At 62.4% G+C, this 12,917-nt stretch carries 11 protein-coding genes; all 11 read right to left on the bottom strand.

What is annotated here, in order from left to right:
• Window positions 1-163: 163 nt before the first annotated feature.
• Entirely contained in the window at window positions 164-1,318 is a 1,155-nt protein-coding gene (locus PB2503_RS10990; RefSeq protein ID WP_013301329.1) for a purine nucleoside permease, read from the bottom strand.
• Window positions 1,319-1,360: 42 nt separating this feature from the next.
• Window positions 1,361-2,344: a cupin domain-containing protein gene (locus PB2503_RS14730; RefSeq protein ID WP_013301328.1), complete on the bottom strand. Its 984-nt coding sequence runs from the start codon at window positions 2,342-2,344 to the stop codon at window positions 1,361-1,363.
• Window positions 2,345-2,347: 3 nt separating this feature from the next.
• Window positions 2,348-2,680 (bottom strand): hydroxyisourate hydrolase, encoded by a 333-nt coding sequence (gene uraH / locus PB2503_RS10980; protein WP_013301327.1) that lies wholly within the window; start codon window positions 2,678-2,680, stop codon window positions 2,348-2,350.
• Complete coding sequence (locus PB2503_RS10975; protein WP_013301326.1) at window positions 2,677-4,107, bottom strand: FAD/NAD(P)-binding protein; 1,431 nt, start codon at window positions 4,105-4,107, stop codon at window positions 2,677-2,679. Before PB2503_RS10975 ends, uraH begins: the two co-directional genes overlap by 4 nt.
• Window positions 4,091-4,627 (bottom strand): 2-oxo-4-hydroxy-4-carboxy-5-ureidoimidazoline decarboxylase, encoded by a 537-nt coding sequence (gene uraD, locus PB2503_RS10970; protein WP_013301325.1) that lies wholly within the window; start codon window positions 4,625-4,627, stop codon window positions 4,091-4,093. The genes PB2503_RS10975 and uraD overlap by 17 nt, the downstream gene beginning before the upstream one ends.
• Window positions 4,617-5,516 (bottom strand): allantoinase PuuE, encoded by a 900-nt coding sequence (gene puuE, locus PB2503_RS10965; protein ID WP_013301324.1) that lies wholly within the window; start codon window positions 5,514-5,516, stop codon window positions 4,617-4,619. Before puuE ends, uraD begins: the two co-directional genes overlap by 11 nt.
• Window position 5,517: 1 nt before the next feature.
• The gene (locus PB2503_RS10960) at window positions 5,518-6,735 is read right to left on the bottom strand and encodes a pyridoxal-phosphate-dependent aminotransferase family protein (RefSeq protein ID WP_041534991.1); all 1,218 of its coding nucleotides are present in this window, start codon (window positions 6,733-6,735) and stop codon (window positions 5,518-5,520) included.
• Window positions 6,725-8,011 carry an allantoate amidohydrolase gene (locus tag PB2503_RS10955; RefSeq protein WP_013301322.1) on the bottom strand — a complete coding sequence of 429 codons (1,287 nt, stop codon included), beginning with the start codon at window positions 8,009-8,011 and terminating at the stop codon, window positions 6,725-6,727. Before PB2503_RS10955 ends, PB2503_RS10960 begins: the two co-directional genes overlap by 11 nt.
• On the bottom strand, window positions 8,005-9,594 hold the full coding sequence (locus PB2503_RS10950; RefSeq protein ID WP_041534990.1) for a gamma-glutamyltransferase family protein: 1,590 nt from the start codon (window positions 9,592-9,594) through the stop codon (window positions 8,005-8,007). The genes PB2503_RS10955 and PB2503_RS10950 overlap by 7 nt, the downstream gene beginning before the upstream one ends.
• Window positions 9,588-11,141, bottom strand: a complete 1,554-nt coding sequence (locus tag PB2503_RS10945; protein ID WP_013301320.1) for an AtzE family amidohydrolase — start codon at window positions 11,139-11,141, stop codon at window positions 9,588-9,590. Before PB2503_RS10945 ends, PB2503_RS10950 begins: the two co-directional genes overlap by 7 nt.
• 137 nt (window positions 11,142-11,278) lie before the next feature.
• Window positions 11,279-12,886, bottom strand: a complete 1,608-nt coding sequence (locus PB2503_RS10940; RefSeq protein WP_013301319.1) for a GMC family oxidoreductase — start codon at window positions 12,884-12,886, stop codon at window positions 11,279-11,281.
• Window positions 12,887-12,917: the final 31 nt, after the last annotated feature.

The following is a 12,917-nucleotide window of genomic DNA, read 5'->3' as shown; positions in this document are numbered from 1 at the left end:
TCTTGGTGGAAAAGCGTCTCTTTCTCATTGAGCCATCGCCTTGGCTTTATGCGAACGGGGCCACGGCGCGCTTGATTATATTCGAGACGATTGTGGTCTTCCCTTACCTAAGGCTCCCTTGCATCCTTCCGAGGGCGGAAGGACGCAAAGGCAGCTCGTGCGATCACTCCGCGGCGTCGCTGCCGGGGACCGTGTCGCCATAGACATCCCAGTTCTCGATCAATTCGTCGATGACCGTCGAGCCGACCAGATAAAGCGACTCAAGGGCGGCATTCAGGCCGCTATATTCCTCGTTCTCCCGGAGGAGATAATCCACAGCCGTTACGCCGGGGGGCGGCATGGTGTAATTGCTCCCCGCCCGGAGAACCATGCCGCGATCCTTATCCACAAGGCCGGCGCCGTCGAGATAGGTCAGCGCCTGGAAGGTGCCCGTATCCTCCATGGCGGAGGTCACGAAATCGCCCTCGCCATCGGTCCAATACGCGACCCAATCATTGGCCCAATCATTCATCATTTCGCCGTGCCAAAAGGTCATGGCGGCCAATTGGGCGCCTTTCAGCACGAAGGGCGGTTTTTGCGCCATGGGATGCTCGGTAAAACTGGCCCGTTCTTCTGCGATCTGCGGATCGTCTGGAAGCTCGATATCCTTTGTCAGCTCAAAGGCCCAATCGCGAAGGGCCGTGTTGGCGATGAACAATTCCCCGGTCGGTTCGGGCCGGTTGGGATCGTTCGGACCCGTTGTATAGCGAGCGAAATAGCCGGTTTCCCAATCCTCCGGAATCTCACGTGGATCGATTTCGTGGGCAAGATCCCCGTCCACCAGATAGGTGGCCCAGGCCGCCGATCCGATCGATGCGTCTTCGGGGTCGATGCCGGCAATCCCTGCCACGAGCCAATAGGCCTTGCTGACATCGAAGCGGTCATCGTGACCTAGCCCCATAATCGCCGCGGTGGATTTGGCGGTCCCGATACCGGTGACCATGCCGAGAATCTGGGTTTCGGGATTATAGTGATAGGCATGATGGCCGCCGGGATTGGGCAGAACCGTGTCGAGGTCCAGGCGCTCGTTCCACAATTGGAACTCCCCGGCCTGATCGCCGCTATCCTCACCGATTTCAAACATGGTCACGATGACCACTTTGACGGGCAGGGGCGTGCTCTCGTCCATGTCCGGCTGGGCAAGGACAACCATCGAGGAGGCGGCGTCCGCCTCGGGTTCGGAAATGGGTTCCGGCGCATTATCGCCGCACGCAGCCATGAGGCTGAGGAGGGCGGGCGCCAATAATAGGCGCGCTTTAGTGAAATGGGGATGGGTCATGATCAGTCTCCAGCTATAGTGACAGGGTATGAGAGAAAAAGCTCAACGGGGCGAGCCAGGGGGCGGTGCCTCAAGGATCGTGATATCCGACGGATCGTAGGCCGGGGCGGTGACGGCGAGAAAGCGCAGATCGGTGACCGCCTCTACGCGATGGGGGAGGATTGGGGGCATAAAGACGATATCGCCAGGTGCGATGGACTGCCGGGTCTCCCCGACCTCCGCAATCCCGGTGCCGTCAAGGACGATCAACGCCTCCGTTCCCTCGGCCGTCTTCAGGAGGGGAAGAGCTGCGCCCGCTTCTAGCCGGAAGCGAGTCACGCTGAGGGCGTCAGTGGCGACGGGCCCTGTCCGGCCGATCACCGGGGCGAGACTGATCCCCTCACCATAGACAGAAGTCGGGGAGGTGGGGGGCGCCTCTTCGCCTGCCTCGGGGCGGGTGAGGGCGATGATCATCTCGGCGGCTTCGGGATAAGCAGCGCTGAGGGCCTCACGATCCCCCGGCTCATATCCGGCGGGCTCGAAGGCCGGGGCGAGCGTCGCCGAGAAGAAGGTGTATCCCTGACCGCCCCCCTCAGCCATGGTTTCCGCCGGACGGGCGCCCATCCACGTCCCGCGGGGGACGAGGATCTGGGGGTGATGACCGATAAGGGGGTCGGGGCCGAGGATCGGGCGCTCGACACGGCCATCAGGGTGCAAAAGCAGCATCTCAGCCGGTGCCCCGCCGAGATAGGTCCAATATTCGTCTGTATCAAGACGGTGAAGAGCGGAAAAATCTCGTGCTGTGATCAGGGCATAGATCGAATTGTGAAGCGCCCTGCGTTCAGTCCCCCTGACGGCACCGCTGATCGTTTCGTGGTCCGAACGGTGGTTGAGGGCGAACCATGCGCCCTCATGGGGGATGAGGGCCATGTCGTAATGGTCGATCAGCGCTTGGGCACGGGGGGGCGGCGGCCCATCGCCCGTCATCCCGGTGCCACCGGCCCCAATCAAGGCGAATACTGAGAAAAAGGCAGAAACAAGACCCATTGATCAGCTCCCCCTATAGGTCGAATAGGCATGGGGCGTCACCAAGAGGGGGACGTGGTGGTGCCGAGAGACATCGCTGACCACAAAGTCGATGGAAACGGTATCGAAAAAGGGGACGATGTCAGGGTCCTTTTCCTTGAAATAGTCGCCTACGGAGAACATTAACCGATAGGCCCCCTGTGTCAGGGCCCGCTCTCCCAGAAGTGATCGGCAGCGACCATCCTCATTGGTTTTGTCCGCCCCAAGAAGGGTCTCTTCGCGGAATAGGGATACAGCGACCCCCACTGCCGGTTGGCCGCAGGTCAGGTCGAGAATATGGGTGGACAAACCGCTCATGACGCCTTCGCATTTGTGGAGGCCACAGCACGTTCATCGAGGGCCACGAATTCCGGTTCGCTATAGGCAAGATAGTCCTGCAGCCACGGGCCCTGATCATCCTGGAAGAGCTGGTCGGCGATCCCGCGGGCTAGGCGGGGGATCGCATATCCAAGGCCGGAGACGGCGGCGGCGGAAAGGCCAAGACTGATAAGCGCGCCGTAATTGAAAAGAAACAGGCCGTATACTGCTTTGGCATCCGCTTCGGTACGGGGGTAAACATCGAAATGGCCGCCCAAATAGGGGTGGGCGTCGAGGACGGCGTTCCTGATCTCCTCGCGCGGGGTAAACCGGTCCCCCCACCGCGCCATCTTGTCGGCGAGGGCCCCCAATTCGGGCCGCAGATCGGGGTCGGTGACAAGCCCCGTGGAGAGCACGAGGAAATCGGCCTTGGTCACGCCGTGGGGGGTCGTGATCTCCACCCCGTCGGGGGTATCGGCGAGCGCCTGCCAGGGGGCGCCGAGATGCAGATGGAACCCCTCCCACGCCGCGGCACGGTTGAAGGTGTCGTTGGTCGGCGGCTGACTTCGGTCGAAAAAAGACGCCATGATCTCGTATTTCATCTCATCGCTCAGCGTAGCAAAGCGGGGGATAACGCCGCTACGTTCCATGAAGCGGATGGGATTGACCTGCGGCAAGCTCGGTCGGCGGACAAAGACGTGGGCCTCCTTCACCCCAGCGGTCAGAGCCGCATTGGCATTATCGAAGGAGGAGGCCCCGGCCCCCAGAATGGCGATCCGTTTTCCGGCCAACTGGCTGTAATCGATGGCTTTACAGGTATGAGCATATCGCTCTTGAGGCAGAACGTCGGACACGAACCGCGGGACGTGCCATTCGCCGCCGCCCTGGATGCCCGTTGCCAGGACGACCTTGCGGGTCATCACGATTTCTTTCCGTCCCCGGCGGTCGAGTACGAGGGAAAAGACCCCGTTTGCCGCTTCGGAAAGGGACAGGAGTTTGGTCCCGTTCTCCACCGGCAGGCCCAGGGTCTGTCGGAACCATCGTAGATAATCGTTCCACTCAAGTCGCGGAATTTTGTCGAGGGACTCCCACCCCGGCTCGCCATGCTGGGCAATCCACCATTGGCGAAAGGTGAGGGAGGGGATGCCAAGGTCGATCGATGTCAGCGTTTTGGGGGTCCGCAAGGTCAACATGCGGGCATAGGTGGCCCACGGACCTTCTTGACCCTCCTCATTCTCATCGACGATAAGAAAATTCGTCACGCGTTCTTTCAGAAGACCGAAACCCGCGCCAAGGCCGCTTTGCCCACCGCCGACAATGACCACGTCGTAAATACCTGGGCGCCGTCTTGTCCATGGGGCGCCGGGGATACCCAGCGTTTCGAGGTCAGTTCGAACACGGGATTCGAGTTCAGCGAGATGGGTCATGGACGACCTCCTTCAAGCGGTGGCGGACGATGGCGAGAACTTCATCGAGAGCGGTCGACACTTCTTCGTCCACGGTACGATGGCTTTGAGATCTGGTTTCCATCGCGGCGAGAATGGCGGCGCGATCGTGATTACGAACGCAGATGATGAAGGGAATGCCGTATTTGTCGTGATAGGCTCGGTTCCAGTAATGGAACCGGTCATACTCATCCTCAGTGAGGGAATTAAGGCCAGCGGCGGCCTGTTCCTTGGTGGAATGGGCCGTCAGTTTGCCGGCGCGCGCTGCTTTTCCTGCAAGGTCTGGGTGGGCATTGAGAAGCCCCAGTACCTCCTCGCGGGAGGCTGTCTCAAGAACGGTGCCGAAGGCCGACATCATCGCCTCGGTGGTGGCAAAGGGGCGGTGGGCCGCTGATCGCTCAACGACCCAAGGGCTGTGCTCGAAGAGAAAGCCGAGGGCGGCGACATAGTCGGCTTCTGCCATCTCATTGATCTGATCAAGGGGGAGGGGCTTAAGCGGCATAGGGATGCCTCTCAAGCCAGTGGCGGGCGATATCGATGCGCCGGGCGCGCCATACATGATCGTGACTGCCGACATGGTCGAGAAAACGCTTCAGCCCTGCTGTGCGGGCCGGACGGCCGGCAATGCGTCCATGCAAGCCCACCGACATCATTCGCCCTCCTTCAGCATAAAGAGTGTCAAAGCTGTCGATCAAATAGCGGGCAAAGCTGTCACCGTCGGGAAAGCCATTGAGGGCGACGAACTTCATATCGTTCGCTTCGAGGGTATAGGGAACGACCAATTGGGGCCGCCCGTGACGGGTATCGTAATAAGGGAGGTCGTCTGCATAGCTGTCAGCATCATAGAGGAACCCGCCATCCTCCACCACAAGACGGGCTGTGTGCGGACTTGTCCGTCCTTGATAAAAGCCCAAGGGCCGCTCCCCCGTGATCTCTGTGTGGAGAGCGATGGCGCGGGCAATATGATCCTTCTCTGTCTCCTCGGGGATGTTCTGATAGTCGATCCAGCGCAGCCCATGGCTGGCGATCTCCCAATCGGCGGCTTTCATGGCGTCGACCGCCTCGGGGTTGGCGGCCAGCGCCTCGGCGACGCCAAAGACCGTGACCGGCCAGCCTTGCCCCGACAATAGCCGATAAAGCCGCCAAAACCCTGCCCGGGCGCCGTATTCATAAAGACTTTCCATCGCCATGGAGCGGGCGCCTTTTATGGGGCGCGCCCCGACCATGTCGGAAAGGAAGGCCTCTGATTCAGGGTCGCCATTGAGGATAGATCGCTCCGCGCCTTCCTCATAATTCACAACGATCTGAACCGCGATTCGCGCCTTACCGGGCCAGTCGGGGTCCGGCGGGACGGCGCCATAGCCAAGGAGATCGCGGAGAGGCGGGCTCATGTCAAAAGGTGCTCCTTGCGGCATCCACGGCGGCGCCCGCCGGCACGGCCAAGCCTTCGGCCCTAAGGACGGCTTCAAGGGCGCCAAGGGTGATCAGGACCTTGTGGGTCCGAGCATTCACGCCCATGGCGCCGATGCGCCAGATCTTTCCGGTCAGCGGCCCAAAGGCGCCGCCGATTTCGATTTCAAATTCCGTCCGCATACGGCGACGAACTGCTTCACCGTCGACGTGTTCGGGGATAAAGACCCCGGTGACATTCGCCATACGATAGGCATCCTGGCCGTAGACGGTGAGGCCCATGGCCCGAAGTCCCGCGACCATTGCCTTACCGGCGCGGTGGTGACGGGCCCAGCGCGCCTCCAGCCCTTCTTCAAGGGCGAGACGGGCACATTCCCGCGCCGCATAGAGCATGCTGGTCGCTTCGGTGTGGTGGTTCAGCCGCTTTTCGGACCAGTAATCCATGATCATGGCGAGGTCGAAATAGTTGGACTGAATTCGGGGGGCCGGTCCCCCCGCTTCGCCCTGGGACAGGCCCTTCTCGATATGACGGCGCGCGAAGATCGCCTCGGCGGCGCGGTCCGAGATGGTGATCGGGGCGGAGCCCGCCGGCCCCCCCAGGCATTTTTGCAGGCCGCAGGTGACGACATCAAGCTCCCATTCATCCGTGTAGAACGGCATGCCGCCCAAGGTTGCCGTGGCATCGACATAGGAATAGGCCCCGGCCGCCCGGCAAAGAGCGCCAAGCCCTGCCAGCGGTTGGGCGGTGGTGGTGGAGGTATCGCCATGGACCGTGGCGACGACCTGAGGGGCAGCCTCATCGATGGCGGCGGCGATTTGGTCGTGCGCGGCAACCTCCCCCCACGGAATATCGAGCCTTGAGATCTTGGCCCCGATACGGGTGAGGATTTCTTCGAGGAGGAGACCGAAGCGTCCGAAATTGATGACCAGGACTCGGTCACCCGGCCGCGTCAGCGAGACGAGAGAGGCTTCGATGGCGGCGCGGGCCGTCCCGTCGATCAGAAACGTCCAGCGGTTCGTCGTCCCGAAGATCGGCCGATAAAGGGCCATCACCTCCTCCATATAGGCGGTGAATTCGGGGTCGAACTGGCCGAGCAGGTCCGCCGCCATCGCCCGCAGCACGCGGGGGTGGGCATTAGCGGGCCCAGGCCCCATGAGCAGCCTTTGGGGGGGGTCGAGATCGCGACTGTTAAGCGGCATGGCGATGCTCCAAATCGGAGAGAAGCTGGCCGAGCGCGGTAATCGCTGCGGCGACATCTGCCTCCTCAACATATTCATCAGGGTGATGACTGATCCCTCCCCGGCACCTGACGAACATCATGGCAATCGGGCACGCCCTGGCCATGACCATTGCATCATGGCCGGCCCCGCTGGAGAGCTGTAAGTCTTGCCCTGTCACCGAGACGATGGCGGCGGACAGCCTCTCGGTCAAATCAGGGTCACAGGCGGTTCCCGGCAGATCCTGGACCGTCTCGTGGCTGGCGCTGACCTGTCGTCTGTCGGCGATCCGCTCGATCGCCGCTGCGATCCGGGCGGTGAGGTCATCTCGGAGCTCTGTGGTTTCCGCACGGATGTCGATCGTCAGTTCCGCTGCCCCCGGGATCACATTACTGGCCCCCGGTCGGATCTCCAGCCGTCCGACCGTCGCCACACAGTGACACTGGGCGCGTTCTGCCTGGATCGCCGCCAGATCCTCGACGGCCAACACTATTTCGGCCGCCGCCGTGAGGGCATCGGTGCGAAGGGACATCGGCACGGTGCCGGCATGGCCGGCCTTTCCCCCCACATGGACGCGCAGCCGTCTTTGGGCGGCAATGCCGGAGACACTGCCCAGCGCCAGACCCGCCGCCTCAAGGGCGGGGCCTTGCTCGATATGGACTTCGACGAAGGCCAGGAGATCTTGCCGTTCGGCGCTGTCGGGCGGCGCCTTCGGATCAAAGGGAAGGGGAGGACGGAACAGCGTGCGGGCGGTGCGCACAGTCACGCCGTCTGCGTCCTTGATCTTGTCGAGATCGACATCGGCCAGATCGCCTGCCACCGCGCGGCTGCACAGCATGGAGGTATGAAAGCGGGAGCCCTCCTCATCGCCGAACGCCACGATCTCGATGGGGAAGGGGCACTGATGATTCGCGTCGTGCATCTGGTGGACGGCTTCGATCCCGATCATCACGCCGAGGGGACCGTCGAACACCCCGGCGGCGCGAACCGAATCGATGTGGGAGCCGATCATCAGGACCCGGTCTTCCCGACCTGCCCCCTCATATCGACCGATCAGATTGCCCATGGCGTCCAAACGGGGCGTCATCCCCGCCTCCTGCATGAAGGACGCCACGGCCCCAAGGCTCGTAGCGTGGGCCGGGGAAAGATAGGGCCGAAAGAGCCCCTGATCCTCTTCACTATAGGGCGCGCGCTCAAGGGCCCGACACCGGGCGATGGCCCGCTGTGCCGAAGAAGGAGCGGGGTGTGCTGTCACCATGCCGCGACGCTCCCATCGCTGCGGGGGTCGGTTGCGCCTTCCAGTCGCCCGTGAGTGTGCCGAAGAATCGCTCCCGCATGGCCCATCGCACTGTCGAAGGAAGGGAAGAGTTCGACATCGTGACCGGCCGCGCGCAACGCCTCTACGACATCCTCCGGCATTCGGTCTTCGATCTTAAGGCTGTTGGTCGCCGCTCCCCAGGTCCGGCCCAGTAACCAGCGGGGGGCCGTGATGGCCGCCTGGAGAGGCTGGCCAAAGAGCAGACGACGGATGAAAATGGCGGACTGGGTTTGCGGCTGCCCTTCCCCGCCCATCGTGCCGTAGATCATCCGCTGACCATCGGGCAGTAAGGCGGCGGCGGGATTGAGGGTGTGGAAGGGTTCCCGTCCTTCGGCGATGGGATTGGGGTCGCTCTCCTTGAGGCCGAAACTCGCCCCGCGATTTTGCCAGGTGACGCCGGTTTCCGGCAACACGACCCCCGATCCATATTCGTGATAAATCGATTGGATCACACTGACCATTGTGCCGTCGCGATCGACGGCGCCGAACCACACCGTGCCGCCGTCGCTGCCAGGGTCGGGCCAGGGGCTGGCGCGGCCAAGGTCGATCGCCTGGGCCACGTCGTTGAGATGGGCGTGGTCATCGAGAAGCGACTGGGCGTCCGACGTCATCAATGACGGGTCGCCGAGACGCGCCTTTGCGGCGATCCGGCGGGCGGCTTTGAAACTTTCGACGGCACGATGGACAAAATCAACGCCTTCGGTGGGATCGGGGGCAATTCTGTCGAACAGGGCCAGGATGAGGAGAGAGACCAGTCCCTGGGTGGGGGGCGGGGTATTCAGCACCTCGATCTGGTTCTGAAGACAGCATTTGAGAGGGGGCACCACCCTGGCCTCCTGCCGGGCGAGATGCGCCGCCGTGACGGGGCTGCCTGCTTTCTCCAGGTCGTCGGTGAGGGCGCGGGCAATGTCGCCTTCGTAAAAGTCGCGAAGTCCTCGCGCGGCAAGGCCCCTTAGCGTTTGGGCCAGCGCCCCCTGCGACAGCCTCTCCCCTTCGACGAGGAATTTGCCGCCGGGGCGATAGATGGCATCATAACCGGGGTCTCCGGTCAGTTCTTTGTCCTTTCCCTGTGCCAGGGCGGCGTGGCCGGCGGTCACAGGGACGCCGTTCTCGGCATGGAAAATCGCGTCGTCGAAAAGACGCTTGAGGGGGAGGGTGCCCTCGCCGGGATCCTGCTCTCGCGCGACCCGCCAGGCCTCGACCAGACCGGCACTGGTGTTGGCCGCAAGGCCGCCACGGGTGGGAATGGTGGACAGACCTCGACCGCGATATAGCCCGGCATCCGCAGCGGCCTTGCCCACCCCCATCACCGCCCTTGGGGCACCGGAGGGAGGCACAATCAGCCAAAAACTGTCACCACCAAGAGCGTTCATATGCGGATAGACGACCGCTAGGCAGGCGCCGGTGGCGATGGCCGCCTCTATGGCTGTGCCGCCCTCCCGCAGGACATCCAATCCAGCTTGGCTCGCCAGATGGTGGGGGGAGGTCACCATGCCCCTTTGGCTACTTGGCGTCGTCAGCATGGCAGCGATGTCCTGTAATAGGGAGGAGTGGAGGGGGCGACCGTCCCTGCCTGGGCAAGGCGTAGCGCGGCTTCGATCACCAGGTCATCGCGACCGCGGGGGCCGATAAGCTGCAACCCGATCGGGAGGGTCCCGGGCGGGGAGGGAAGGGGCAGGCTCATGGCGGGGACGCCCGATAGCCCAAAGGGTTGCGTAAAAAGACCAAGTTCCCGCCGCGCGTCCACCCATTCTCCGCCGAGGGAAAATCTTGGGTCCGATATTGCCGGCGCTTCTGACGGGGTCGTGAGGGTGACGAGGAGGTCGACCTTGTCGAAGGCCTCGTCGAGCGCCACGGCAAAGGCTCTTGCCGCGCGGCGGGCATCGGCGCGGCGATCGTCTGGCAACAGCGCCCCCGCGAGGAGCCGATCCCGCGTACTTGGGTCATATTGATCGCGATGCTGACGAAGCCTGCCGAGATGTCCTCGTCCCCCATCCGCCGCGGTGAGAAGAAATGCCGCCGATCGCGCGCGCCCCGCTTCGGGGAGGGTGATCGGGGGGCTCTCGCCAATGGACGTGATGGCCGTATCAAGACGGGCCCGGAGGGAAGGATCGAGGGGGGCGGTGAAATAGCCGTCGAGCCAGCCAATCCGTAAGGCCCGTTCGCTCCCCACAAAGGCGCGATCGCGAAGGACCGCATGAACAAGGGCCAGATCCGCCGCAGAGCGGGCAAAGGCCCCGACCGTATCGAGACTGGGGACAAAGGGGAAAACCCCTTCAGTGGGAATATCGCCATGGCTTGGTCGCAGACCGAACACGCCGCAGAGACTGGCGGGGACACGGACGGAGCCATTGGTGTCAGACCCAAGGGCAAAGGGCACGAGGCCGGCCGCTACGGCCGCGGCGGAGCCGCCCGATGAGCCCCCGGCCAGGCGATCGAGTGCGTGCGGGTTTTTGGTCGTGCCATAATGGCTGTTCACCGTGACAAAGCCGTAGGCGTATTCATCCATCATGGTTGACCCGATGAGGATGGCGCCGGCATCGCCCAATCGTCTGATCGCTTCGCAATCATCCGCTTCAGGGGGAGCTGTTTCCCGGGATTGGGCCCCTGCTGTTGTCGGTTCCCCGGCAACGCCGAACAGATCTTTCACGGCATAGGGGACGCCCGCCAGGGGGCCTGGATCCTCGCCGCGGGCCAGGCGCGCTTCGACCCGAGCGGCGTCGGCCAGGGCGCGTGCCTCGAAGAAGCGGGTGAAGCAGGATAAATCTCGATTGGCCTCACGCGCCACGGCCAAGGCCGACAGGGCGATGTCGCGGGGCGTTTGCTGCCGCCCTTTGACGGCGTCCACTATGGCGCCGATGGCCGGGCCGTGCTGCGCAAGGGGAGGGATGTGAGCGACCTCGGCGTTTAGGCGCTCCATATGGTCGGCGAGCCCGGCTTCGACGGTCGCGATCCCGCTTAAGGCCTCAGGGGAGAGGTCGAGCCCTAGACGCTGGGCGCGATCGGCGAGCGACCCGGCAGGGCGCGCGCTCAAATTCGCCCGATCACCTTGCGTAGGGGCGTTGTCCATGGTGCCGCTCCTGCCGACCCATCCCCGGGCTGCCCGCGTGCAACGCGAGAGCCCGGCGACGAAAATACTTTCTGCACTTTCGTTCTTGGCATACTCTACCAAAAACGGGAACAGGGTCGACCAGAGGGCAGACGATCTTACGCAGATGCGCGTCCGAGGATCATATCGGCAGCCTTTTCGCCGATCATCATGGTGGGCGCATTGGTGTTGCCGCCGATCAGCCGGGGCATAATCGACGCGTCGACAACGCGGAGGTTGTCAACGCCGCGCACCCGCAATTGCGGATCGACCACCGCCCCCTCGTCACTTCCCATGCGACAGGTGCCGACGGGGTGATAGATCGTGTCGGCTTTCGCTCTGATATACGCGGCCCAATCGGAATCCGTCATGCCCTCATGGGTGTCGATTTCCTCTTTCTGCGCCTCTTTCAACGCGGGGGCCTGCATGATGGCACGGGTTTTCTTGGCACCGGCGATCATGTCGGCAAGATCGTCTTCGTGATCCAGATAGCGCGGATCGATCAGGGGCGGGGCCATGGCATCCGGGCTCGACAAGGTGACCTCACCGCGGGATTTCGGTCGCAGCAGGCACATATGGGTACAATAGGTGTGACCGAAATGCAGTTTACGGACGTGATCCTCGACCCGCATCAACCCGAAATGAAGCTGAAAGTCCGGTCGGTCGAGTTCGGGTTTGGAGAAAAAGAACGCTCCGGCCTCCGTTCCCGGCGTCGCGAACAAGCCATCCCGCCGCTTGATCCAGTCGACCAGTGCCCTGATGGTTGAAATCGGTCCAGGCAATGGCAAAAATGGGGTGTAGGCTGAAGAAGACTTGGCCGGAAGGATGATATCCAAATGATCCTGCAAATTCGTCCCCACCTCGGGGGCTTCGGCCAGTACAGGAATGCCCATCGGCGAGAGCTTGTTCGGATCGCCAATACCCGACAGCATCAATAATTGCGGGGAGCCGAAGGCGCCGGAGGATAGGATGACCTCACGCCTGGCCTTAACCGTTTTCTCCGTATCGCCATGACGGAATTTGACCCCCGTCGCCTTATGATCATCGAAGAGGATTTTGGAGGCAGGGGCGTTTGTCAGAATTTCCAGATTAGACCGTGCCTTGATTGATCGCAAATAGGCCGCGGCGCTAGAGCATCGCTCCCCTTTATGCTTGCCCTCGAAGTGACGGGTCAGATGGAACAGGCCGGCCCCTTCTTGGATTTCGCCGTTGAAATCATTGTTCGTGCGGATCTGACATTGATTGGCCGCTTCGATAAATCGGAGGCTGATGGGTTGGGCATGTTTCTGGGTACAGACCTGAAGCGGTCCCTCCCCCCCATGAAGGTCGGTCTCACCCAGTTCGTGGCTTTCGGATTTCTTGAAATAGGGCAGCACGTCGTCAAATGACCAGCCAGTGGCACCGAGCGACGCCCATTCGTCATAGTCTTTGTGGTGGCCGCGCATATAGATCATGGCGTTGATCGCACTCGATCCGCCAAGGGCCTTGCCGCGAGGTTGGAAGGGCGTCCGCCCATTCAATCCTTTTTGGGGAACGGTCTCATAATTCCAGTTGTTCAACGTCCCCCTGACCCCAAGGGCAATGGCCGCTGGCAGCCGAACGAAAATACTGTCTCCTTTGCCCCCAGCCTCCAAAAGACAGACGGAATTTTGGCCATTTTCACTCAGCCGAGCCGCCAAAACAGCTCCGGCCGATCCGCCCCCGACGATGACATAGTCAAATTCCATGCCCAGCCTCCCTTATTATTAGCTGGCAGCC

The organism is Parvularcula bermudensis HTCC2503, from assembly GCF_000152825.2.
GTDB lineage: Bacteria > Pseudomonadota > Alphaproteobacteria > Caulobacterales > Parvularculaceae > Parvularcula > Parvularcula bermudensis.
This window is presented reverse-complemented; position numbering and strand designations above follow the sequence as displayed.